This is a genomic window from Streptomyces sp. NBC_01571 (assembly GCF_026339875.1).
Classification (GTDB): Bacteria; Actinomycetota; Actinomycetes; order Streptomycetales; family Streptomycetaceae; genus Streptomyces.
Window position 1 is genome coordinate 6042290 of record NZ_JAPEPZ010000001.1, and the last position, 20957, is coordinate 6063246.

Here is a 20957-nt window from a genome sequence, read left to right on the forward strand (position 1 = left end):
CAGTACGGGAGGGTCCACTGAAAAGTGGAAGCAGAGCATCAGCAAGCAAAGGGTTCCCCTGCCGCACCACTTGGAGGGCGTACCGTGCACCGCCGGCACAACGGGCTCAGGACAGCCGTACTCCTCGGGGGACTGTCCGCACTCATCATCGCCATAGGCAGCTTCTTCGGGCGTACCGGCCTCGTCGTCGCGCTGCTCATCGCGATCGGGACGAACGCGTACGCGTACTGGAACAGCGACAAGCTGGCTCTACGCGCGATGCGCGCGCGCCCGGTGAGCGAGTTCGAGGCCCCGGCGCTGTACCGCATGGTCCGCGAGCTCTCGACCCAGGCCCGCCAGCCCATGCCGCGCCTGTACATCTCGCCGACGAAGGCACCGAACGCGTTCGCGACGGGCCGCAATCCGCGCAACGCGGCGGTGTGCTGCACCGAAGGAATCCTGCGCCTCCTGGACGAGCGCGAACTGCGCGGTGTCATCGGCCACGAACTCAGCCATGTCTACAACCGCGACATCCTGATCTCGTCGGTCGCGGGCGCCCTCGCCTCCGTGATCATGTTCCTGGTCCACTTCGCCTGGCTGATCCCGTTCGGCCGCTCCAACGACGACGAGGGCCCCGGCATCTTCGGCATGCTGCTGATCATGATCCTGGGCCCGCTCGCCGCGTCCCTCATCCAGCTCGCCATCAGCCGCTCCAGGGAGTACGAGGCGGACGCTTCCGGCGCCCAGCTCACCGGCGACCCGCTCGCCCTCGCGAGCGCCCTGCGCAAGCTCGACGCCGGCACCAGGCAACTGCCCCTGCCTCCGGAGCCGCGCATCGAGACCGCGAGCCACATGATGATCGCGAACCCCTTCCGTCCGGGGCAGGGAATGTCGAAGATGTTCTCCACGCACCCGCCCATGGCGGAGCGCATCTCCCGCCTCGAGCAGATGGCAGGTCGCCAGCGATGAAGACAATTCTGAACGTCATCTGGCTCGTCCTGAGCGGCTTCTGGCTGTTCCTCGCGTACCTCGCCGCGGGCGCGCTCCTGTGCCTCACGATCATCGGCATCCCCTTCGGCATCGCGGCCTTCCGTATCGGCGTCTACGCCCTCTGGCCCTTCGGCTATACGACGGTGGAGCGCCAGGACGCGGGCGCGCCCTCGTGCGTCGGCAACGTCCTGTGGCTGGTCCTCGCGGGCTGGTGGCTCGCCCTCGCCCACATCGTCACCGGCGTCCTGCTCTGCGTCACGATCATCGGCATCCCCTTCGGCCTCGCCAACTTCAAGCTCATCCCGGTCTCGCTGCTTCCTCTGGGACGCGAAATCGTGCGCACGGACGAGCCGTTCGCGGCGCGCTAGCCGCCACCCCGGCGCGCGAGCAGTCTCCGCGGCGCCCGCGAAGAGCGCGTCGGCGTCCCCCTCGCCCGCCGGCTGTCCGCCCTCGCCCGAGGGTTGTCCACAGGCTGCCCGAATGTCGGTGGCGCGCTGCATCATGAACCCATGACCGAAATCGAGCAGTTGCTGGCAAGGGTCGGTACGGAGGCCCGCAACACCCGCCCGTGGGGCTGGCCTTCGCTCCCCGAGCCGGTGGACGCGGCGTCGGTCGTCCGTGCCGAGGCCGCCCTGGGCTTCGCGCTGCCGCCCCTGCTCGCCGCTCTCTATCTGCGGATAGGGGACGGCGGATTCGGTCCGGAGTACGGCCTGCTGCCGCTGCTCGACGGATCCCCGTCCGGTGAGCCGGCCGCCGTCCCGCAGTACCTCGCGCACCGCGAGAGCGGTCGCAAGGACCCGGACTGGCCGTGGCCGGAGGGCGTCCTGCCGATATCCCACTGGGGCTGCGGGATGTACGCGTGCGTGGACTGCCGCAGCCCCAGGGCCACGGTCCTGCTCTTCGAGCCGAACGCCGACGAGGCCGACCACGCGTGGTACGTGGACGCGCCCGACCTCGAGGCCTGGCTGCGTATCTGGCTGGAGGGCACCGGCTGGTACGAGGAGTCCAACGACGACGCGGACCTGGACCCCTGGCCCGACTTCCGCCCCCGCACGACGACCGCACCTGCCTCGTAGCCGTCCGCCTCGCCACGAGCTGGGCCGCACCGTGAACCTGCCCTGCCCTGCCTCAGTCGCACCCTTCTCGCGCCTCTGAGTCGCCGACGACCAGCGACGGCGACTACCGCGAAGCCGCCCTCTTCCGCACGCCGTACGCGGCCACGCCGACCCCCAGTACGGCCGCGCCCACGACCACCGAAACCCAGGGCAGGGCGAACGCCAGCGTCACGCATCCGACGAACCCCACGACCGGCACGAACCGCGCCGCCGGAGTCGGCCTCAGCGTCCAGGCGGAGGCGTTGGCCACCGCGTAGTACGCCAGCACGCCGAAGGAGGAGAACCCGATCGCACCCCGGACGTCCACCGTCGCGGCCAGCGCCGCCACCACCGCGCCCACGGCCAGTTCCGCCCGGTGCGGCACCTGGAAGCGGGGATGTACGGCGGCCAGGGAGCCCGGCAGATGACGGTCGCGGGCCATGGCCAGCGTCGTCCGTGACACACCCAGAATCAGGGCGAGGAGGGAGCCCAGCGCCGCCACGGCCGCACCCACCCGCACCACCGGCACGAGCCCCGGCAGACCGGCCGCCCGTACCGCGTCGGCGAGTGGCGCCGGGGCCTGCCCGAGCCCGCCCGGACCCAGCACGGAAAGGACCGAGACCGCGACGGCCGTGTACACCACCAGCGTGATGCCCAGTGCCGTAAGGATCGCGCGGGGAATGATGCGTGCGGGATCCCGTACCTCCTCCCCGAGCGTTGCGATCCGCGCGTACCCGGCGAAGGCGAAGAACAGCAGCCCCGCCGCCTGGAGTACACCACCCACGCCGCCGGAGACCCCGACCTCCAGCCGCCCGGAGTCGGAGGCGCCCGAGCCGAGACATACGACCACCACGGAAGCGAGGACCGCGAGGACCACCGTCACGATCGCCCGCGTCAGCCAGGCGGACTTCTGTACGCCGCCGTAGTTCACCGCGGTGAGAGCCACCACGGCCGCGACCGCCACCGCGTGCGCCTGCTCCGGCCAGACGTACGCGCCCACGGTGAGCGCCATCGCCGCACAGGAGGCCGTCTTCCCGACGACGAACGACCAGCCCGCCAGATACCCCCAGAAGTCCCCGAGCCGCTCACGCCCGTACACGTAGGTGCCGCCCGAGGCGGGATACAGAGCGGCCAGCCGCGCCGAGGACATCGCATTGCAGTACGCGACCACGGCGGCGACCGCGAGCCCGAGCAGCAGCCCCGAACCGGCCGCCCGTGCCGCGGGGCCGAGCGCCGCGAAGATCCCCGCGCCGAGCATCGCACCGAGGCCGACGACCACGGCGTCCACCGTGCCCAGTGTGCGCCGCAGAGAGGTATCGGACTGTGTCATGTGCCGCACTCTATTGACCGTTGCAACCACCCGGCGCCGGCCAGGCGTCCTTCCCGGCAACGTGCCACGAACACGCCACGAACACCGGTGTCCACCACCGACTGCTCGAAGTGGAAGGCATGGACACAACCAGGCCGGAGCATGAGCACCACACAGGCACAGCGCGGAGAGGCAGGTTCAGGGCATGAGCATCATCAGCTGGATCATTCTGGGACTGTTGGCCGGAGCCATCGCCAAATTCCTGCTGCCGGGCCGTGACCCGGGCGGTTTCATCGGCACGACCCTCATCGGGGTCACGGGGGCCTTCCTGGGCGGCTGGATATCCGCGCGCTGGCTGGACCACCCGGTCAGCAAGCACTTCTACGACGGTGCCACGTGGGCGGCGGCGATCGGCGGTTCGCTCGTCCTGCTGATCCTCTACCGCATCCTGTTCGGCGACTCGCGCCGCTGACAGCGCATCCCTCAGGCCGCATCCCTCAGACCTCAGGCCTCAGCAGACAGACGAGAAGGGCGGGTGCACCGGGGCGCCCGCCCTCCCTCGTCCACACGGCCGTACGCGCCGTACGCGCAACGGACCGACGACTACCGGTAGTTCACGAACTGCAGCGCGAAGTCGAAGTCCTTGCCCTTGAGCAGTGCCTGCACGGCCTGCAGGTCGTCACGGCTCTTCGAGCTGACGCGCAGCTCGTCGCCCTGCACCTGAGCCTTCACGCCCTTGGGGCCCTCATCACGAATGATCTTCGCCACCTTCTTCGCGTTCTCCTGGGAGATGCCCTCCTCGATCGACGCGAAGATCTTGTACTCCTTGCCGGAGAGCTGCGGCTCACCGGCGTCCAGCGACTTCAGCGAGATGCCGCGCTTGATCAGCTTGGTCTCGAACACGTCGAGGATGGCCTTCACCCGCTCCTCGGAGTTCGCCTCCATGAGGATCTTCTCGCCGGACCAGGAGATGGCGGCACCGACGTTCTTGAAGTCGTAGCGCTGCGAGATCTCCTTGGCGGCCTGGTTGAGGGCGTTGTCGACCTCCTGCCGCTCGACCTTCGAGACGATGTCGAAACTGGAGTCGGCCATGTCCTGTGGCTCCTTGTATCGGGGTGCGTAGGGGCGGCCGTCGAGCCCGGCGTAGGCCCCCGGCCGCATCCGCATAAGCCTAGTCACCCGCTCCCCTTCGAGCGCAGATCAATCGGGTGGCGGAGCACCCCTGGGCATCAGGTATCGTTTACGTCGTTGCCAGAGAGCACCGCCGAAAAGCGGCCTCGGGGCAGCAACCCCGGCGGTGTGCCCGAGCGGCCAAAGGGAGCAGACTGTAAATCTGCCGGCTCAGCCTTCCCAGGTTCGAATCCTGGCGCCGCCACACGGGAGAAAGGGCCCGTGACCAGCAGCAATGTTGGTCACGGGCCCTTTCGTCGGTTGGTCGGGAAGCATGGTCGTTATTATCGCTATGCCCCACTGTGTCTCACCCTGGATCGCATGCTGATCAGGGCGTGTGGGGCAATCGTGGGGCGGAATCCCGCCCGCTACCTGCCACTTCTCAGCCGGGCTTCGATCCGAGCGTTTGCGGTCGACGCGGTGCCGTCCAGACACTTTGCGTAGACCCGAAAGAGCACTGCCACGCTGTGGCCGGCGCGAGCCGCCACCTCTTGCGGCTCCACTCCGGAACTGAGCCAGGTGGACACAGCCGCGTGGCGAAGGTCATAGGGGCGTTTGGCCAGCAACGAGGCGAACTGATCAGACGTGAGGGCCCGCGCTCGCGCTTCCGCCCAAACTTCGCCGTACCCGGTGTCCTGGACCAATCCGCCACGCAGCGTACGGAACAGTCGGCCGTCAGGCGCAGAGCCGTAGGCCGTGAGATGCCAGCGCAGCAGGGCGACAAGGTCCGGCGGGATCGGGACCATGCGCACTGCCTTGCGCGGCCGGTGCTTCAGTCCGCGCCGGTCGTGTGACTCACCGCTGTCTGTCCATGCGGCCCCCGAGCGCGGGCGGGTTTCCCGCAGCCGGAGGACTCCCCAACCGCGGCGGGGCAACTCGCAGTCCTGGACACGGAGACCGATCACCTCGGCCGGTCGTGCCGCCGCGAAGTACATGCAGCCGAAGAACGCCACCAGACGCCGCCCGCGCGCGCTCTGTGCCCGCACGGCGTCAAGGAGGGCGAGTGCCTGCACGGGATCTGGAACGCTGGCCGGGTCCAACTCCTCGTCCACCTGCTCAGGCGCCTTCCACTGCACTTGGGGGAGGGGGTTCTGCGATAAGCGGCCAGCGTCGACCGCGAATCCCAGGGCGTTGTGGAAGATCGCACGCTTCCTGCGAATGGTTGACGCAGATGCCGTGGTTCCGTCCAGCTTCCTGGTGAGAGCGTCGAGTGCGGCGCGTACCTGCATCCGGTCCGCGAGCGCAGACGTCGCGAGTGACTTCCGCTCGAACCAGGCCAACACCTGTGCCACCTCGGGCGGCGGCTCCTCGCTATGCCGGCTCACGTTGAACGCCCAGCCGTAGAGGGCGGTCCGAACCGTGCGATTGTCAGCCATCCCCTTGCTGTCTGTGACGAGAGCCGGTGTCACGCTGGCCATGGCTTCGGCGAGCGTGCGGCGCGTCGAGCCGGGGGAGTGCTGCCATTTCATCTCGATGTACTCGCGCGCGTGCTGGTACCAACTGACGTCGTTCTGACGGCGGAGTTCCGCGAGTGGAAGCCCGGTTGTCTCGTCGAAGGGGGCGCCAGCATGTGCGACCCGAAGCAGCTCCGCCCGCCGCCCCTCCGCCAATGTCTTGGTGCTGAACGTCTGAGAGTGCGGGGTCTCGCCGGTCTTCCAGCGCAGCTCTGCCGAACTCTGCCCGCGGTCCTTGCGCTGCCGTACAGACCAAATCCGAACGTTGTACGTCTCCCCCATACGGGACCTTTCCGTGAAGGGGGCCCGGCACCTGGCCAGGCCCCTTGGGCGATCAGTAGGCGGGGGTGTCCAGGCTGTTCAACCAGTCGTCCAAGTCGTTGCGGCAGACTCGGAGGTGACCGTTCGGCAGCTTCACGAGGCGGGGCGCCTGCCCACGGGCGCGCATGCGGTAGAAGGCGGCGCGACTCATGCCGATCTCGTCAAGGACTTCCGGGAGCTTGAGCATCTTGGGGCGGGCCAAGGCGGGACTCCTCTGCGGTTCTCTTGGGGTGTGGTTGGCGTCACAGTGCTGTGGGTCGCGGACCATCGCGGACCACCCCTGTTGACCTGCGGTTTTGTTGGCGTTGTATCCGGACCATCGCGGACCACCGGTGACCGGGTGGTCCGCGATGGTCCCGTTTCCGGGGTTGATGAATGCGCAGGTCAGGCAGGGTGGTCCGCGATGGTCCGCGACCCGACGGAATGTGGGCGGTGCTCTACTCGGATACGTCCTGGGAGGGGCGTAGACCGATTCCGGTGTAGGTGCGGATGCGGTTACCCCCGTCGCGAGGGCGGGTGAGGCTGAGCTGCGGGACGACGGACAGGAGGTTGCGGCCGAAGATCTGTTTCGTGCCGTGGCGGACGCCGTTGTCCTCGGTCCACTCGCGCCAGACGTTCCACAGGTCGTCCACGGCGACGGTGCATGCCGGGCCGGTGGTGCAGCGCTCGCGGACGAATGCGCTGGTCGGTGAAGCGGTGTCCTGCATGGTGGTGATCGCCTCGCGGCTGGACGGTGGCTGTGTGATCCGCCCGTTGCGCTGGAGACGGGCAAGCCCGTCCAGGGCCCAGTTGAGGATGCCTGGCATTTCCGCGGTGAGGCGGTCGGTGAGGGTCGGATCTTCCTTGCCGAGCCAGGACACGCGCATGCTGAGCAGGATGAACCGGTTGGCGATGACACCGGATGAGTCGCCGAAGTGCGGCAGCTCGTTGGACAGGATCATCAGCCGCGACGGCACCCGACCGGTCCACGGCTCGCGGAACTTGCGGTCAATGTCGATCGTGTCGTCACCCGAGATCGTCAACAGCCGCTCCACGACCTGACTGTTGTCGTTCCCGGACAGACGGGCGTCCGAGATGATCGCGAGGGACTTGCCGATCAGGGTAGACAGACCGAAGTTCGTCCCGAGCCCTGCCAGGGTCGGGCCGGCCAGATTCTCCTTGCCGACCAGCGCTTTCAGCACTCGGGCGATGGTGCCCTTACCAGAGCGGGAGGGGCCGACGATGAGCAGGATCTTCTGCTGGTCGGTACGGCCGGACAGGACGTAGCCGAACCATTCCTGAAGTGCGGCGATGGTGTCCGGGTCGTCGGGCCAGAGCTGTGCGAGGAACCGTTCCCACGTCGGCGCTGTGGCGTCGGGGTCGTAGGCGAACGGCACGGACACGAGGTTGAAGAACTCCGGTCCGTGCGGCAGCAACGCCCGGTCCTGGATGCGCAGGAGTCCGTTCTCACAGGCCACGATGGGTCCCTCATCCTGCCCCGTGGCCCCCTGCCCGTCGATCCATGCCGGGACGTCCGTGTCCGTGGGCAGCAGAGTGATCGCCCCGAGCGCGTCGAGCAGGTTGCCGATCTTCTGCTTGGTCGGGGCCCACGGGTGCTGTTCCGGCTCGCCCTTCTTGTTGACGACGATGGATATGGCGTGTTCGAGGCGGGTGTACATGCCGGCGCGAATCTGCGCTTCGTCCATCTCGCGCCAGCAAGAGCCGTTCCAGCGCATCCACGATGCCCGCCAGCGCCGGCACACGAGCCGTCCGTCCTCGGTCTGCCAGTCCGGTAGAAGCCGGCGGGCGACGGCCAGGGGGTTTGTGGGCGGGGGCAGTTCCTCGGTTTCGGTGTCGTTGGCGGGGCGGTTCATCATGTGGCCGTCCTCCTTTCGGTGAGCGGGGCGGGTGTTCCGGTGCAGGTGTCCTTGTGGGCGCCGTAGGCAGTAACCAGCGCGGCCACTGCCTGTGCTCCGGTGGCAGTGCGGATCTGTCCGCAGGGGCAGGCGTAGGCGGCGGTGGGGGTGTCGCCGTGCTGTTTCCACCAGCGGGCCCGGTCGTCGTGGGAGCGGTAGAGCGGCGGGGCGTAGATGCGGATACCGGGCTGCTCCGGGGTGGGATTGCTACTGCTCTGATGTCCGCGGACGTCGGGGAATCGCTTCGGGCGAGAAAGGACAGTGGGGACGCCTTCGGCGACGTCCTTCGGCTCGCCCACGGCCGGCCGTTGCGGGGCAGGTTCGGCGGGGTGCGGGCCGGTGGTGGCTGTCTGTTGGCCTTCCAAGGGGAGGGGGGGTGGGGTGCTCATGCCGCGTCCCGGGGGCGGGCTTTGCGCAGGCTGCTGTCCAAGGCACTGCGGATGGTGGCGCGGCACTCGGCAGCGGTGAGTCCGCGCGTCTCCCCCGCCGCTTGGAAGGCTTCCTCCACCACGTGCCGGGCGATGTCGCCCCACGCGACGAACCGCCCCACCTTGAAGGCGCATCGATTGAGCGTGACGTTCCCCGCGCCCTCCGGCGCCGCCACCACCGCCTGGCACTCCCGCTCGAGCGCCGCGGTGGCGGCGCGACTGCCGCTGACCGTGGGCCACACCATCGGCGTGACCGGTTGGGGTACCGGCGGCGACTCCAGCAGCCGAAGTAGCCACGCGGGCAGCGCCGCGGGGGCGGTGTCGTCGGTGACGGTGTACGGGCCGGCCTGTGTGGCGCTGCCTGCGGCAACGACGTAGCCACCCCACGCTCGGGTGTCCACGAGCGGCGCGAGACTGCCCGCCGTGTTGGCCAGCCGGATATCCGCGGGCGCGGTGAAGTACAGGTGCTCCCCGTCGCTCGCGGTCCGCGTCCGGTAGGTGGCGGGGACGGGTTGTCCGGTGCGCTCGCAGAGCGCTCCGAAGGTCGCCGCGCCGGCAGGCGCGTCCGCGTTGCTGTTGTCCTTGTCCTTCGGCACGTCCAGGTCGACCACCAGTAGCCCGGAAGGGCCGGTGGCGATACCGACGTTGAACGGGCCGCGAGACCAGGTGGCGCGGATGCGGTCGGGGTCGGTGGTGGCGCGCTGCTCCCACTTCCGGTGACCTGCCTTGCAGGCTCCGGTGCGGGCGCAGGCGGTCTCTCCGTGCAGCGCTGGCCGCTTCGTGCCGGGGCGGAGGGGGAAGACGTGCCAGCCGCGGGCAGCGGCCGTCAGAGCGGCGGCGAGTAAGGCCTCTCGCGTGTTGTCGGTGGATTGCGTCATGCTGGTTGGTCTCCAGTTCCTTTGACGGGTGCTGGTTGGCAAGGGCGGCCCGGACTTTGGCGAGACGGGGCCGCCCTCGCTGTGTCTGCTGGGCGAGATGCTCAGTTGCTGATCTGCCTGCGTACCTCCGTGACGAGGCGGAGGATTTCGTGTGCCATGTCGGTGATCGCCTGCAGCTGCTCCTCGACGTCGGCCGGGTTGGGCCCGGTGAAGGAGAAGGAGGGTTCGTTGTTCGGCTTGGGGTCGGTGAATGAGAACGACACGGGTGGCTCCAGCCGGGTCAGATGTTGAGGTGGTGTGCGCGCCGGATGGCGGCCTCCCACACGCCGCGTACCTGGGCTCCGGTGTGGGAGTCGTTCCAGGAGGGGATCGACTCCCACTGGTTGCCGTGCTGGTTGTGGGCTTCGTCCAGGAGGAGGTTCCCGGCGTCGCGGTAGGCGGCGTTGCGGGCTCCGGCCGCTGCTCGCAGCGCGCCGATGGAGCAGCGGGCGCCCTCGGTGTGGATGAGCCTGTGTTTGGCCCAGCCGTGGGTGTCGAGGAAGGTGAGGGCGTCGGTGAGGGTTTTCTCGACCGGGCCGGGCCGGTGCACGGGCGGGGCGGCGAGGATGACGGAAACCGGTGCGGGAGCGGCGGGGACCGCTGGGGCGACGGGTTCCGGGGCGGGGTCGAGGAGTTGGAATGCCTGCGTGTACAGGTCCGGGTCGATGGGGGTGAAGTGGGGTGCGGTGCGGGTGTTCATGCTGCCCTCCACAGGCCGTTCTCGTTGGTTACCTCGTCCCGCTTCTTCAGCTCGGACAGGCGCGGCTTGACGTGTTTCGCGGATGTGCCCAGCTTTCGGGCGATGGTCTCGGCGGTCATGGGGATGGATTCCTGTCGCAGGAGTTCGAGGATGCGAGGCTTGATCAGCTCCTGTCCGTCGGAAGGGGCGGCGGGGTCGGTCTGGGCCCGCTGTTGCGGAACAGGCGGTCCCTGCTGTGCTGCGGTGAGGAGGTCGGCGAGGCTGCCGACCAGGTTCTTGCCGCGCTGGTCGACCATCGGGGTCTGTGTGATTGCCTCCCGGTGGTGCCAGGCGTCGCAGTCTTCGACGGTGACGGGCGGCAAGTTCCCGGCGAGGGAGGCGGGTGGCACGTCCAGGTGCAGGGAGCGGAACTGGAGGGCCTGGGAGCCGGGGGTGAGGAGGTAGCCGAGGCCGAACGTGCCGTCCTCGGGGCCGGCGGCGGCTTCGGTGTCCAGGCCGCTCATGTCCCGGTCGGCGACTTTCTGGTACTGGCCGGGCCACGAGGAAGGAATCCTCGACAGGTCGATGCCCTCCGCCCCTTCGACCGCGTTCGCTCCGACCAGGGAGCCCTGGCCCTTCGCGCAGCGCAGGAACACGGCGCCGCCGCCGATGAGGAGCTGGGAGCGGATGACCGTGGAGTTACCGAGGTCTTCGGCAAGCGGCGTCTGGGTGGCCAGGACCACGCCGATACCCCTCTTCAGGGACCGGCGGGTCAGCTGCTCCACGATCGCTTTGGCCTCCGCGTGGTACGGCGAGGAGGTCGAGAGCAGCATGTGCGCTTCGTCGATGACGATCAGGATCAGCGGGTCGGTGAAGGGAAAGGCGGGGGAGCGGTAGCGGGCTTCGCGGTCGAGCATCATCGCGTAGGCCAGCCGAAGGGCGCACATCGCTTCGTCCAGGCCGTCCCCGCAGTACGCGGCCAAGCGCGCTCCGGCGATGGTGCCGGCCTGCGGGGAGGACAGGATCACCGCGATGCTGGACTTGTGGGCGGAGAGGAGGACTTGTTCGAGGCATCCGGATTTTCCGGAGCGGGAGCCGCCGACGAGGTAGAGGTGGCGGGCGCCGGAGCCGGGCTGGGCGAGGGGGACGAGGGCTGCGCGTGCGTCGATGTAGGTGCCCAGGCGGATGTATCCGCGTGAGTCCATGGACAGTTCGTCCGCGACCGAGGAGAGCATCGTGCCGTGCATCAGCGCGTGTTCCTTCATCACGCGCACCCCCATCTGTGAGGGCTTGTCGGTGGGGGCGAGGGCGATCTGGATGGTCTCCAGGTCGAGGTTGCCCGCGAGGTCTTGGAGGTTGACGGTCCCGATCGCCTTGCGGTCGCGGGTGGCGATCCCTTCCCAGTCCAGGGGCCCGTCGTAGCGGGTGAGGGCCAGGGTGGTGCCGGGCATCGCTCCTTCCGGGATGGCGACGTGCGCGGCCCACAGCTGCTCGGGAGTCGTGGGGGCGCCGGCCGCGATCTCCGGCGCTGCGGTCGCCTTCTTGAGGTGGACGGTGACGGGCAGCGCGTTCGGCGCGTAGTGCTTCGGGTCGCCCATCTCGACCTGGGAGACGGGGATCTGGTAGACGGCCGCGATGTCGGCGGCCTTCACCCGGACCTGCTGGCCCTGGGGCAGCGTGATGATCCCGGTGAACGACACATGCTCGTCCCCGGCGTCGAGGGCCAGGTGCGCGAGGCCGGCCCCGGCCTGGATCAGCTTGCGGCCCTCGGTCTGGGTGGGCCCGGAGATGAACTCCTTCCACCAGGCGGTGATGAGCTGCTCCTGCGAGGACTGCCCCGCCGCCACCGCCGTGGTCGTGGTGGCGAGCGCGGCGGGCAGTTCGCCGGCGGTGTTGCGGTGGTGGGCCAGGACGGCCGCCCCGGCCGGTACGGCGAGCCCGAGAGCGAACAGCGGGTTCATGCCGGTCGCGAGGACCTGGTGAGCGGCTATGCCGCAGCCGGTGGCGGTGATTCCGCAGGCGATCAGGGAGCGCAGGGCGGGGGCGGAGGCGTTGATGGCCCACGCCCCTGCTCCGGCCGCTCCGGCGGCGATAGCGGACCAGGGGCCGGCGGTGAGCGCTCCCACGGCGAGAGCGGCGGGCGCGTACTGGATGAACTGTGCTCGGGTCGGCCCCATGGCCCTGTCTCCTTAACTCTGGGTGTAGAAGGCGGCGTCGGCCATGTCGACGGGTGAGGTGTCCACCGCGTCGGCGATACCCCCGTGGTCGGACTCGACGGTCGTCTTCGCGTCGTCGGCGGCTGCGGCCGCGCTGTCCGCCGCGGAGGTGTAGGCGCCTGCCGCTTCCTTGGCGCCGGTCATGGCGAGGGCGGCGTCCGCGAACTCGGCGGTGGTGGCGGTATCGACGGCCAGCGCCTTCATCGTCTCGGAGGCGTCCTGCATCTGCTCCGCGCTGTCGTCGACATCGGAGGCGAGGGTGGTGACGGTCTCGGCGTGGACGTGGACCTGGTGGGTGAGCCAGGCGAGCTTGACGCGCAGGGCCGCGTAGGTCGCGGCGTCCTTGAGGGATTCGGTGGCAGACATGGGGGCTGCTCCTCTTCTATCGGGCGTTGTAGAAGTCGCGTTCGGCGGGCGTGGTCAGCGGGGAGTCGGCGACGGCCCGGAAGATCTGGCCGTGGCGGACTTCGGCGTTCGCGGAGGCGGTGCGGCATGCTTCCTCGCCGCCCTGGATCTGGTCGTGGAGCTTCTTGGCGGCGGCGGCCTGGAGGTCGAGTTGTTCCTTGAGGTGTTCGCACTTGCCGATGAGGTTTTCGCCGACGCCCTTCTCCGTGATCTCGGCGATCAGCACGTCGCAGTCCGCCGCGAGCTGCGTGGATTCGTCCACGAGTTCCAGGCAGGTCTCGGAGCTGGACTGGCACAGGGTGGCGGCGCCTTCGGCGAGGTCGATGACCTGTGTGAGGGTGATGACCTCACCGCCGCTGTAGGTGCGGCTCTTCCCGCTGGCGGTGGTGACGTGGACGCCTTTGTCGTCGACGGTCGCGGTGTGCGGAACGGGCGGGTTGGGCTGCATCGCGGGGTCCTTCCTGATGCGGTCGGGGAGCGTGACGGTGCGGGGCGCAGGAACGGTGCCGGGCGGCGGGATCGTCGGCGCCGGCGCAGAAGCGGCAGGCGCGGCGGCAGGCGGAGGTGGAGTGGTGGGAGGCGTGGTGGGCTTTTGTGGCGGGGCTGCCGGGGGTGTGGTGGGCTTCGGCGGCACGGTGACGCCGGGGGTGGTCCCGGAGGGCCCCGAAGGAGGCGTGGCGGGAGACGAACCGGAAGGCTTGGTGCCCGGTTTCTTCAGGTAGGCGGAACGCCACCCGTCACGCAGGCCGCCAGCCAAGTGGGCACCCGCGAGCAGCCCGTAATGCGTTTTCGCTGCCGCGTTGTAGGAGGCGTTTCGGAAGGTGTCCGGTGCCCTGGTCGGCTCCCATTTGGCTTTCGGTTTCGGCGGGGGTTTCTTGATTCCCGCCTGCTCGTATTTTCCGTGTGTGTTGTCGACGCCGACGAGGTAGGTGATGGCAAGGAGAATGAGGAGTTCCACGAGCCTCCTTCCGTGACACTGTGTAGTTGTCGGGGGGTTACCGGTTACCGGTTACAGGCCCTGTGGACGCCGGTCGGGCCGCTCAGAGCGGGGTGAGGCGGTGTCTGTGGCCTGTAACCGGTAACCGGTAACCGAGCGGATGCTTGCCTAGCGTGACGAGCCGATGTCGCTGACTGTGTCGTTCGCCGTGCTGAAGACCGATTCGAGGGTGCTGCGGATCTCGTCACTGAACGGTGTGTACGGCAGGAAGATCCCGGAGACGATCAGCATCACGCAGATCACCATCTGCTTTCCCTTGGTCTTCTTGAAGGTGAAGAACAGGGCCCAGCAGAACAGGGCCAGGGCGAAAAACTGGAGCGTCATCTCACGCACCCTTCTCGAAGGTGAATCCCTTGTTGTTCGCGGGGCTGACCGCACTGGAACCGGAGTTGGAACCGGAGGAGACGGAGAGCTTCTTGTAGGCGAGAAGGCCACCGCCGCCGACGAGAGCCACCCACAGCCAGGGGCTGGAGGTGATGCCGCCGCCGGTGGGCTCCTGCGTCTTGGGGGCCGCACCGCCGAGGGTCGGGGCGTCGCACGCGGGGATCTTCGCGACGTCGTACGAGGCCGCCTTGGCGACCGCCGCCGCCCGGATCTTCATGCACTCCCGGTAGACGGCCATCTCCCGCTCGTACAGGGTCTTGGCCGCGGCTTCCTCGGTCTGCGCCCGCCGCTTGTCGGCCTCTACCTCGACCAGGGCGTTCGCGGCCTTCTCCTTGGCCCGCGCACGGTCCTGGGCGGCCTCCTCGCCCTGCATGCCGGTGACGGCAACGACCGTGCCGCACACCGCGAGGACGGCGATCGTGCCGCACACGGCGAGGGCAGCTGTGTTGCGGCGGACCCCACCGAGTTTGACGGACAACTTGGATGACGTGCTGGGCTTCTCTGGGGCCTCGGGGCCTATACGCGTGAACTCCTTGTCCCAATCGATTCCGGACATGACGGTTACTCCTTCGAATATGTGGGCCGTGCAGCATTCGGGGAAGTCGTGGCAAGCGCTGCCGCCGCCACGCAACGTGCGGATCAAGAGGGGCCTGCCAACGGTGGTCAGGCGGCGCCCTGTTCGTCGTCGGGATAGGCACAGGGCACACACATGCCGAGGGAGGTGGGGATGACGTATCCGGCATCCCGCTCGCACTCCGGGCAGGTGCGCCGCGCGGTGTTGGCTTTGGCCAAGGCCGCCCATTTCGCCGGTGTCATCGGTCGGACCGGTTTGGCCTCGTCGATCTCGTAGAGGTAGGCGACCAGCGGGCCGCGGCGCCGCCGGGGCCGTTCGAGTTGCGCGGCGACGTCCTGTCCGCCGGGCCGCAATCCGCGCGCTTTGAGTTGCCGGATGGTCGCCAAGCCGTCCGGAGCGAGGTGCCACGGATAGGTCGGGATGCTCGCCATGGCGTCAGGCGGTGCTCAGTGCGCGCGGTTGCGCGGCAAGCTGCGCGGCGCGCGCGGAACGGAAGTCCCGCAGCCAGTTCCGCGCGTTTCCGGGGTCCACGCCGAAGCGCTCGGCAAGATCAGCGGCGGTCGGTTCGACCGGCTGCGGGCTGTTCACGGCGTGCAGGTAGTGCGTCCAGCCGTCCTGCTTCGCGGGCGACTTCCACACCGTCTCCCCGCCCTCGGTGGCTCCCTCGGGGGCCTGCGGGTCGAGTCCGGCGAGGTCTCCGCACAGCCGCTCATACAGCGTCCGTGCTTCCGCGATCTGGCCGTTGAGCTGCGCCAGCGCGTCCGTACGGGACTGGTAGGCGTTCTGTGCGCGCTGGGCTTCTGCGGTGAGACTGTCGATCTTCTGCCGGTGGGCGTTCTCGGCTGCCTGGGCTTGCTGGACGAGTGCCGCCACGCGCTGCCGCGCGGCTTCTTCGTCCTGCCGCGCGCCGTCCGCGCGCTGCCGCGCAGCGTCCTCGATCTGCCGCGCGGCAGCCGCGCGCCCGTTCGCGTCGTTGCCCTGCGCCAGCAGCGCGGCCTGCTCCTCGCGGACCCGTTCGAGTTCGCTGTGCGCGGCGGTGAGTTCGTCTGCCGCGCGCTGCCGCGCGTTCTCTGCTTCCTGCCGCGCGGCTTCCGCGCGCTGCCGCGCGCCTTCGGCCTGCTCTGCCAGCGTGGAAGCCGTCTGCCGTTCCACGGCCGGTGTCACTGCGAGATCCTCGATCAGCCTCAGCACGTCGCCGGGGCGCCGGTAGTCGAGGGTGGCGACGTCGTCCGCGCGGGTCAGTGCGGCCAGCCGGCGGGCCAGCGCGAGTGCCTGCTCCCGGTCGGTCGCCACGTCCGCACGATCCAAGGCTTTCTGTGCCTTGCGGCGCCAGCGCCGTACCCGCCGCGGCCTGCCCCCGTCCAGGGCCAGGCGCAGCCGGTAGACGCGCAGCGCAGCCCGCTGCACGAGAGCGGCGCGTGCGATCGCTGAGGACGATGTGCGGGCGTCCAGTCCGAGCAGGGCGAACAGTTCAGCCCAGGCGTGCTGCCACAGCAGTGCCACCAGACGAGCCGGTCCCGGCCGGCCGTTGTCGTCGTCCTGAGCGGGCTTGGGGTGGTGGAGCTTGCTGCGGAGCTGGAGTTCGATCAGCCATGCCGCGAGTGCGGGCACCGCGGCGAGGACGGGCCGTGACCACCAGTTCGGGGCGTGCACGGCGTTCATGGCCGCGGAGAAGCTGACCAGCATCCATGCGGTGCGGTGCATCAGCCGTAGTTGCGGTGTCCAGCCCGCCTGCGGATCGGCCGCCCGGTACATCATGACCAGCAGCGTCATCTCAGCCGCGTCGAACACCGCGATCAGCCCTACGGCCAGCTCCGGGGGCAGGGCGCTGGTGTCGGTGGCGAAGCCCCACAGACCGTGCACGCTCACCGCGACACCGCCCAGGGCGACGACGGCTTGCGGGCCGATGCCGGACAGCCACGACGACTTCCGCAGTTGCCCTACACCCCAGGCCAGCAGGGCGAGCACGATAACGGCGCCGGCCAGGGGCACCGCCCACGGCACGCCCGCGGGAAGGTCAGGAAGCCAGGACGGCATCACCGCCTCCTTCCCGCGCCGGGATGGGGACGTCGCCGTAGCCGACCAACTCCAGCTCAGCGCCCGCATAGGAGCCGAACGCGCACAGGACATGCCGCACACCATTGGCCTGCGCGCGGCAGGTCACGGTCTCCGGGGCGATCCCCAGCGCATCCCGCCAGGCCTCAAAGTCCGGCAGGCCCTCATGGAGCGAGAGCGTCAACCGGTCCGGATAGACCGGCGACACGTGCAGATGCGGCGCGGGCAGGAACCCGAAATCCGTGGCCAGCAACCGCAGGGCCCGCATCGGGACGGTGAGCCCGTCCAGCATCAGCGTCTCGTTCATGCCGCCACCGCAGCCCGCGCCGTGTCCTGCCGGACCTGCCGCCGCGTCCGCGAGCGGCGCCCCGGCCGCGCCACCGGGGACCCGAGCGGACTCGTGCGCAGCAGGTGAGCGGCGTAGGCCGCGGCCTGCGGGTCGGACTCGCGCAGCTCCATGAGGACCTCGCGGGCCACGTCCAGCCGCGCCATACGCTCAAGCTCCGATTCCCGGCCGGGGCCGGTGAACAATTCCAGGTCGATACCGAACGCCAGCTCCGCGAACTCAGCAGGCGTAACAGCCTCATGACCAGCAACGATGTACTTCATGGGTCGTGGTTCCTTAGCTCTGGAACGGCCCAAAACAGCGCCCCCGGAGTTGCTGCTCCGGGGGCGCGCGCCGTTAGGGATGGGGGAAGGTCAGCGCTTCTTCTTCGGGGTGACGCCGTGCGTGCTGTCCAGCTCCGCGGCGGCGTCCTTGCACGTGCCGGCCGCGATGCGGTCGTAGACCTTCTGGCTCTTCTCGACGCTCTCCGGGGTGGTCAGGTCGGGCGACTGCTGCGACTTCTTGCCGAACATGCGGGCTCCTGACGAGTCGTAGGGATGGGCCCGGCCGGATGCTTCCGGCCCCGGCTCCCTGCCACCCCGCCCGTACACACCCTGTGGAAAACGGGCTGGACGGGCGGGGGAGGCAGCCGGCCGCAGGGCGAGAGCACTGCGGTGGCGGACATCGGCTTCACCGGCCCTGCCTTTGCGTGGCGGGCCGGTCCCGAGCCGGTGAATCGGGTGCGTCATCGTCACTGCTCTGACGCCAGCAGGCGGCCTGCACGAGTCGGTGCAGGGTGGCGTGCCGCCGACGACGTCACCCGGTCGTCACGGGGGCGGTCTCACTCTTGCCGCCACGTGCGTTGGGGCCCCGCTGCACTTCCCCCACACCCAAAAGCCCAGGTGGCGCCTGCCAGGCGCGTAGGGGGGAGACGACGTCCACCACGGCGGTTTGCCCCCGGACCCTCGCCCTAGGCACCTACCGCGACCGCCGACTCCGCGTCAGCCCCGCACGATCACTGTTCAGTTCTCAACAAAACGGCCGCTTCCTTCGTACTCGCCCCGCGGGACCCGCGGTGCTTTCCTCCGGGCAATGCAGTACCTGTTTTACAGGTACTGCATGGGGGTCGGTCAAGTACTCGGCGAAAGTTCTTGGATCTTTTCGGGAGTTTTCTGAGCTGTCCTCAGCATCCCTGCACGTCAGGGGAGTTGATTACCCCTCTGGTGGACACCTTGGGGCCGGCTCGCTATCGTCAGGAAGTCCCTAGAAGTCCCACCGGGGGGTGCAGATGTCCAACGAACGCTTACGCTCGGCTCTGTTGGCGCGCGGCCTGACCGTCCAAGGGCTGGCGGACTCGCTCGGGGTAAACCCCAAGACAGTCGAGCGCTGGATCACGCAGGGGAAGATCCCGTATCGGCGCCACCAGTACGCCACGGCCGCGGTGCTGAAGGTTGACGTCACCACGTTGTGGGAGGACGGGGGGGCGATGGAAACCGCGATTGATCTGTCAAAGGCGGAGATTTCGACTGTCTACCCCCACCGGCACGCTGTGCCGCCCGGTCTTTGGCGGGAGCTCTACGGGCGCGCGCAGAAGACCTTGGATGTGCTGGTCTACTCGGGTCTCTTCCTCTCGGAAGACCCGGTCTTTCACGACCTTCTACGGGCGAAGGTGGCCGCTGGCGTGCAGATCCGCATCCTCCTGGGGGACCCGGACTGCGCGGCTGTCGAGCAGCGAGGCATAGACGAAGGGCACCGGATCATGGGAGGGAAGATCCGGAACGCCCTGATGCTCTATCGGCCGCTCATCGGAAGCCTCCCTGACCTGGGATTCCGGCTCCATGATTCGACACTCTACAACTCCATCTATCGGGCCGATGACGAAATGCTCGTCAACCCGCACGTCTACGGCATTGGCGCGTACATGGCGCCCGTCCTTCACCTGCGACGCATAGCCGATGGTGGTCTCTTCGACACGTACGCGAATAGCGTTGACCACACGTGGGCACACGCTCGCCCTGTCACCCAACTCGACATCACGGGAGCCTGACCATGGGGCGTATCGACTACCTGCATGACTCGTCCGCGCCGCCGGCCAACTCGGTCGTGCCGTCCGTGGTTGCTTTCGTGCAAGACGAGGCCGAACGAGTACTGATGATCCAGCGTTCCGACAATGGGCGATGGGCCCTGCCCGGCGGTGGTCACGACCTTGGTGAATCCATCGGCGACACCGTGGTTCGGGAGGCTTGGGAGGAGACGGGCATCAAGGTCGAAGTGCTGGACATGTCCGGGATCTACACCGACCCCGGACATGTCATGCAGTACGACGACGGCGAAGTCCGCCAGCAGTTCAGCATCTGCTTTCGCGCACGGCCGGTCGGGGGCGACCTGCGCACGAGTGACGAGACGACGCAGGTCCGATGGGTTCCGGCCGCGGAACTCGCAGAGATGGACGTCCACCCGACCATGCGGCTCCGGATCGAGCACGCCATGGATCGCACACGGACCGTGCCTTACATCGGCTGACGCTTGGCCGCACTCACTCGTTCCAGAACCCGGGACGTGCACGCCAGGATCTCCGGCTCGGCGCGGCGGATGAACGTACCGATCAGGCTCTCGGGCCCGTACCGCCCGGTGATCTCATCGATTCGGTCGATGGGATTCGTCGGAGTGCCGTCCGGTGTGGTGTTCATGTCGCAGTAACACAACGCGTCGTCAAGGTGCGGGCTCTCGTGAGGGAACTCGGAGTCCAGCTCTTCTCGGAGCTCCCGCGCGTCTGCTTCCATGTAGGCGCACGAGTGGTGGGCGACCAGGTTGACGATTCGCTCGTCAGCGCGGGCGACGTCCCGGAGGTATCGAGCCCCGTCGAGGGGGTGGAACCCTGTTTTCGCAAGATCCGGCGCATAGCCAATGTCGTGTAGCACCGCCGCCGCTTCCAAGAGATCCGCATCTTCCCCGAGAACGAGCGCGATCGTGCGGGCCCGCTGTGCCACGCCCTGGCAGTGGTTCCAGCGGCGCGGCAACGGGTCGGCGAGCAGGGATTCGGACAGTCGGTAGGCCCACTCAGTCAGCTTCGGCAAGCTAGGACTGCTCCTCTCGAACCGGCACAGCACGGACTGTCCGCACCTTGCCCTGGCCCCCGTTCGTCAGCACGCCGGCCGCTTCCAGCCTGTCCAACGCCTTGGTCATCGTCGGGCGTGAGACCCCGAACCGGTCGGCGAGAACAGAGGCGCTGGGGAACGCTGCCCCCACCTCTAGCTCTTCATCCGTAATGATCTCCGCCAGCCGATCAGGCAAGGGGCGGTCGTCGGCCTTCTGACGACCCCGAGCAACGCGCAAGCGGCCTCCGGGCGCCGGCTCCGCGATGCCCTCTTGCTGAAGGGCAACGAATGCTCGCAGCACGACCCCCCGCGAGATCTTGTACTCGCGCATGAGGTCGGCCGCGGACGGCAGGACTGTCATATCAGGGTCGGTTTCAATCCTGGCCTTCAGCGTTGCGGCGATCTTCAGGAATGTGCCCCGTGGAACGGCCCCCTGCGTCACGCGTTCTCCCTCCGCATGTGGGATGTCAGCTTCCAAGCCTCCCACGTTCGGCGACTGCTTCAAGGGCCGGATTTCGCGGCCTGTGGGGCATCCGTGGGGTGCGCGGGCGCTCTCCGGAGAAACGCCACGTCACGCCGTGTGGATGCGGAGGACTGTAAATCTGCCGGCTCAGCCTTCCCAGGTTCGAATCCTGGCGCCGCCACATGAAGGTAAACCCCCTCTGAT

General features: G+C 68.7%; 27 protein-coding genes and 1 tRNA gene. 7 read left to right on the forward strand and 21 right to left on the reverse strand.

Features of this window, described 5'->3' with window-relative positions; all coding sequences use genetic code 11:
• Positions 1 to 84 precede the first annotated feature (84 nt).
• From htpX to OHB41_RS27310, 3 genes are all read left to right on the forward strand, one after another.
• The gene (gene htpX / locus OHB41_RS27300) at positions 85 to 948 is read left to right on the forward strand and encodes a zinc metalloprotease HtpX (RefSeq protein ID WP_266700787.1); all 864 of its coding nucleotides are present in this window, start codon (positions 85 to 87) and stop codon (positions 946 to 948) included.
• Positions 945 to 1337 (forward strand): YccF domain-containing protein, encoded by a 393-nt coding sequence (locus tag OHB41_RS27305; RefSeq protein WP_266700788.1) that lies wholly within the window; start codon positions 945 to 947, stop codon positions 1335 to 1337. Before htpX ends, OHB41_RS27305 begins: the two co-directional genes overlap by 4 nt.
• Before the next feature lie 141 nt (positions 1338 to 1478).
• A complete protein-coding gene (locus tag OHB41_RS27310) occupies positions 1479 to 2045 on the forward strand; it encodes an SMI1/KNR4 family protein (RefSeq protein ID WP_266700789.1) in 567 nt (188 codons plus the stop codon).
• 103 nt (positions 2046 to 2148) lie between these two features.
• On the opposite strand, the gene OHB41_RS27315 is transcribed toward OHB41_RS27310, so the two are convergent.
• A complete protein-coding gene (locus tag OHB41_RS27315; protein WP_266700790.1) occupies positions 2149 to 3393 on the reverse strand; it encodes an APC family permease in 1245 nt (414 codons plus the stop codon).
• A gap of 184 nt (positions 3394 to 3577) precedes the next feature.
• Here OHB41_RS27315 and OHB41_RS27320 point away from each other — a divergent pair, with 184 nt between their 5' ends.
• Positions 3578 to 3844: a GlsB/YeaQ/YmgE family stress response membrane protein gene (locus OHB41_RS27320; protein ID WP_153289150.1), complete on the forward strand. Its 267-nt coding sequence runs from the start codon at positions 3578 to 3580 to the stop codon at positions 3842 to 3844.
• A 131-nt stretch (positions 3845 to 3975) separates the two neighbouring features.
• On the opposite strand, the gene OHB41_RS27325 is transcribed toward OHB41_RS27320, so the two are convergent.
• Entirely contained in the window at positions 3976 to 4464 is a 489-nt protein-coding gene (locus OHB41_RS27325) for a YajQ family cyclic di-GMP-binding protein (RefSeq protein WP_148009996.1), read from the reverse strand.
• Positions 4465 to 4665: 201 nt separating this feature from the next.
• Here OHB41_RS27325 and OHB41_RS27330 point away from each other — a divergent pair.
• A tRNA-Tyr gene (locus OHB41_RS27330) sits at positions 4666 to 4747 on the forward strand.
• A 163-nt stretch (positions 4748 to 4910) separates the two neighbouring features.
• Here OHB41_RS27330 and OHB41_RS27335 read toward each other — a convergent pair.
• The 17 genes from OHB41_RS27335 to OHB41_RS27415 form a co-directional block, all read right to left on the reverse strand.
• The gene (locus OHB41_RS27335) at positions 4911 to 6278 is read right to left on the reverse strand and encodes a tyrosine-type recombinase/integrase (protein WP_266700791.1); all 1368 of its coding nucleotides are present in this window, start codon (positions 6276 to 6278) and stop codon (positions 4911 to 4913) included.
• A gap of 52 nt (positions 6279 to 6330) precedes the next feature.
• Positions 6331 to 6519 (reverse strand): helix-turn-helix transcriptional regulator, encoded by a 189-nt coding sequence (locus tag OHB41_RS27340; RefSeq protein WP_266700792.1) that lies wholly within the window; start codon positions 6517 to 6519, stop codon positions 6331 to 6333.
• A 235-nt stretch (positions 6520 to 6754) separates the two neighbouring features.
• Positions 6755 to 8173 carry a DNA primase family protein gene (locus OHB41_RS27345; RefSeq protein ID WP_266700793.1) on the reverse strand — a complete coding sequence of 473 codons (1419 nt, stop codon included), beginning with the start codon at positions 8171 to 8173 and terminating at the stop codon, positions 6755 to 6757.
• Positions 8170 to 8601, reverse strand: a complete 432-nt coding sequence (locus tag OHB41_RS27350; protein ID WP_266700794.1) for a hypothetical protein — start codon at positions 8599 to 8601, stop codon at positions 8170 to 8172. Before OHB41_RS27350 ends, OHB41_RS27345 begins: the two co-directional genes overlap by 4 nt.
• Positions 8598 to 9518 carry a bifunctional DNA primase/polymerase gene (locus OHB41_RS27355; RefSeq protein WP_266700795.1) on the reverse strand — a complete coding sequence of 307 codons (921 nt, stop codon included), beginning with the start codon at positions 9516 to 9518 and terminating at the stop codon, positions 8598 to 8600. Before OHB41_RS27355 ends, OHB41_RS27350 begins: the two co-directional genes overlap by 4 nt.
• A gap of 101 nt (positions 9519 to 9619) precedes the next feature.
• The gene (locus OHB41_RS27360) at positions 9620 to 9781 is read right to left on the reverse strand and encodes a hypothetical protein (RefSeq protein ID WP_266700796.1); all 162 of its coding nucleotides are present in this window, start codon (positions 9779 to 9781) and stop codon (positions 9620 to 9622) included.
• A gap of 17 nt (positions 9782 to 9798) precedes the next feature.
• Complete coding sequence (locus tag OHB41_RS27365; RefSeq protein ID WP_266700797.1) at positions 9799 to 10257, reverse strand: DUF6197 family protein; 459 nt, start codon at positions 10255 to 10257, stop codon at positions 9799 to 9801.
• Positions 10254 to 12413 carry a hypothetical protein gene (locus OHB41_RS27370; RefSeq protein WP_266700798.1) on the reverse strand — a complete coding sequence of 720 codons (2160 nt, stop codon included), beginning with the start codon at positions 12411 to 12413 and terminating at the stop codon, positions 10254 to 10256. Before OHB41_RS27370 ends, OHB41_RS27365 begins: the two co-directional genes overlap by 4 nt.
• A gap of 12 nt (positions 12414 to 12425) precedes the next feature.
• Positions 12426 to 12818 (reverse strand): hypothetical protein, encoded by a 393-nt coding sequence (locus OHB41_RS27375; protein WP_266700799.1) that lies wholly within the window; start codon positions 12816 to 12818, stop codon positions 12426 to 12428.
• 16 nt (positions 12819 to 12834) lie between these two features.
• Entirely contained in the window at positions 12835 to 13815 is a 981-nt protein-coding gene (locus OHB41_RS27380) for a hypothetical protein (protein WP_266700800.1), read from the reverse strand.
• Between the two features lie 147 nt (positions 13816 to 13962).
• Complete coding sequence (locus tag OHB41_RS27385) at positions 13963 to 14178, reverse strand: hypothetical protein (RefSeq protein ID WP_266700801.1); 216 nt, start codon at positions 14176 to 14178, stop codon at positions 13963 to 13965.
• A gap of 1 nt (position 14179) precedes the next feature.
• Positions 14180 to 14794 carry a hypothetical protein gene (locus OHB41_RS27390; RefSeq protein ID WP_266700802.1) on the reverse strand — a complete coding sequence of 205 codons (615 nt, stop codon included), beginning with the start codon at positions 14792 to 14794 and terminating at the stop codon, positions 14180 to 14182.
• A 107-nt stretch (positions 14795 to 14901) separates the two neighbouring features.
• A complete protein-coding gene (locus OHB41_RS27395; protein ID WP_266700803.1) occupies positions 14902 to 15243 on the reverse strand; it encodes an RRQRL motif-containing zinc-binding protein in 342 nt (113 codons plus the stop codon).
• A gap of 4 nt (positions 15244 to 15247) precedes the next feature.
• A complete protein-coding gene (locus OHB41_RS27400) occupies positions 15248 to 16849 on the reverse strand; it encodes a coiled-coil domain-containing protein (protein ID WP_266700804.1) in 1602 nt (533 codons plus the stop codon).
• Positions 16830 to 17174: a hypothetical protein gene (locus OHB41_RS27405; protein WP_266700805.1), complete on the reverse strand. Its 345-nt coding sequence runs from the start codon at positions 17172 to 17174 to the stop codon at positions 16830 to 16832. The genes OHB41_RS27400 and OHB41_RS27405 overlap by 20 nt, the downstream gene beginning before the upstream one ends.
• Complete coding sequence (locus tag OHB41_RS27410) at positions 17171 to 17476, reverse strand: hypothetical protein (RefSeq protein ID WP_266700806.1); 306 nt, start codon at positions 17474 to 17476, stop codon at positions 17171 to 17173. The genes OHB41_RS27405 and OHB41_RS27410 overlap by 4 nt, the downstream gene beginning before the upstream one ends.
• Before the next feature lie 90 nt (positions 17477 to 17566).
• Positions 17567 to 17725: a hypothetical protein gene (locus OHB41_RS27415; RefSeq protein ID WP_266700807.1), complete on the reverse strand. Its 159-nt coding sequence runs from the start codon at positions 17723 to 17725 to the stop codon at positions 17567 to 17569.
• Between the two features lie 755 nt (positions 17726 to 18480).
• Here OHB41_RS27415 and OHB41_RS27420 point away from each other — a divergent pair.
• The gene (locus OHB41_RS27420) at positions 18481 to 19239 is read left to right on the forward strand and encodes an XRE family transcriptional regulator (protein WP_266700808.1); all 759 of its coding nucleotides are present in this window, start codon (positions 18481 to 18483) and stop codon (positions 19237 to 19239) included.
• 2 nt (positions 19240 to 19241) lie between these two features.
• On the forward strand, positions 19242 to 19715 hold the full coding sequence (locus tag OHB41_RS27425; protein ID WP_266700809.1) for an NUDIX domain-containing protein: 474 nt from the start codon (positions 19242 to 19244) through the stop codon (positions 19713 to 19715).
• On the opposite strand, the gene OHB41_RS27430 is transcribed toward OHB41_RS27425, so the two are convergent.
• Together OHB41_RS27430 and OHB41_RS27435 are read right to left on the reverse strand one after the other, a co-directional pair.
• Positions 19703 to 20269, reverse strand: coding sequence for an HD domain-containing protein (locus tag OHB41_RS27430; RefSeq protein WP_266700810.1), 567 nt, complete (start codon positions 20267 to 20269; stop codon positions 19703 to 19705). The two genes, OHB41_RS27425 and OHB41_RS27430, sit on opposite strands and share 13 nt — an antisense overlap.
• A gap of 1 nt (position 20270) precedes the next feature.
• A complete protein-coding gene (locus tag OHB41_RS27435; protein ID WP_266700811.1) occupies positions 20271 to 20732 on the reverse strand; it encodes a GntR family transcriptional regulator in 462 nt (153 codons plus the stop codon).
• Positions 20733 to 20957: the final 225 nt, after the last annotated feature.

Excerpts from the sequence above, each read along its gene's own strand:
- OHB41_RS27305 (WP_266700788.1), top strand. The coding sequence starts at position 945 with ATGAAGACAATTCTGAACGTCATCTGGCTCGTCCTGAGCGGCTTCTGG.
- OHB41_RS27310 (WP_266700789.1), top strand. The coding sequence starts at position 1,479 with ATGACCGAAATCGAGCAGTTGCTGGCAAGGGTCGGTACGGAGGCCCGC.
- OHB41_RS27315 (WP_266700790.1), bottom strand. The coding sequence starts at position 3,393 with ATGACACAGTCCGATACCTCTCTGCGGCGCACACTGGGCACGGTGGAC.
- OHB41_RS27320 (WP_153289150.1), top strand. The coding sequence starts at position 3,578 with ATGAGCATCATCAGCTGGATCATTCTGGGACTGTTGGCCGGAGCCATC.
- OHB41_RS27325 (WP_148009996.1), bottom strand. The coding sequence starts at position 4,464 with ATGGCCGACTCCAGTTTCGACATCGTCTCGAAGGTCGAGCGGCAGGAG.
- OHB41_RS27335 (WP_266700791.1), bottom strand. The coding sequence starts at position 6,278 with ATGGGGGAGACGTACAACGTTCGGATTTGGTCTGTACGGCAGCGCAAG.
- OHB41_RS27345 (WP_266700793.1), bottom strand. The coding sequence starts at position 8,173 with ATGATGAACCGCCCCGCCAACGACACCGAAACCGAGGAACTGCCCCCG.
- OHB41_RS27350 (WP_266700794.1), bottom strand. The coding sequence starts at position 8,601 with ATGAGCACCCCACCCCCCCTCCCCTTGGAAGGCCAACAGACAGCCACC.
- OHB41_RS27355 (WP_266700795.1), bottom strand. The coding sequence starts at position 9,518 with ATGACGCAATCCACCGACAACACGCGAGAGGCCTTACTCGCCGCCGCT.
- OHB41_RS27365 (WP_266700797.1), bottom strand. The coding sequence starts at position 10,257 with ATGAACACCCGCACCGCACCCCACTTCACCCCCATCGACCCGGACCTG.
- OHB41_RS27370 (WP_266700798.1), bottom strand. The coding sequence starts at position 12,413 with ATGGGGCCGACCCGAGCACAGTTCATCCAGTACGCGCCCGCCGCTCTC.
- OHB41_RS27375 (WP_266700799.1), bottom strand. The coding sequence starts at position 12,818 with ATGTCTGCCACCGAATCCCTCAAGGACGCCGCGACCTACGCGGCCCTG.
- OHB41_RS27385 (WP_266700801.1), bottom strand. The coding sequence starts at position 14,178 with ATGACGCTCCAGTTTTTCGCCCTGGCCCTGTTCTGCTGGGCCCTGTTC.
- OHB41_RS27390 (WP_266700802.1), bottom strand. The coding sequence starts at position 14,794 with ATGTCCGGAATCGATTGGGACAAGGAGTTCACGCGTATAGGCCCCGAG.
- OHB41_RS27395 (WP_266700803.1), bottom strand. The coding sequence starts at position 15,243 with ATGGCGAGCATCCCGACCTATCCGTGGCACCTCGCTCCGGACGGCTTG.
- OHB41_RS27400 (WP_266700804.1), bottom strand. The coding sequence starts at position 16,849 with ATGCCGTCCTGGCTTCCTGACCTTCCCGCGGGCGTGCCGTGGGCGGTG.
- OHB41_RS27405 (WP_266700805.1), bottom strand. The coding sequence starts at position 17,174 with ATGAACGAGACGCTGATGCTGGACGGGCTCACCGTCCCGATGCGGGCC.
- OHB41_RS27410 (WP_266700806.1), bottom strand. The coding sequence starts at position 17,476 with ATGAAGTACATCGTTGCTGGTCATGAGGCTGTTACGCCTGCTGAGTTC.
- OHB41_RS27415 (WP_266700807.1), bottom strand. The coding sequence starts at position 17,725 with ATGTTCGGCAAGAAGTCGCAGCAGTCGCCCGACCTGACCACCCCGGAG.
- OHB41_RS27420 (WP_266700808.1), top strand. The coding sequence starts at position 18,481 with ATGTCCAACGAACGCTTACGCTCGGCTCTGTTGGCGCGCGGCCTGACC.
- OHB41_RS27425 (WP_266700809.1), top strand. The coding sequence starts at position 19,242 with ATGGGGCGTATCGACTACCTGCATGACTCGTCCGCGCCGCCGGCCAAC.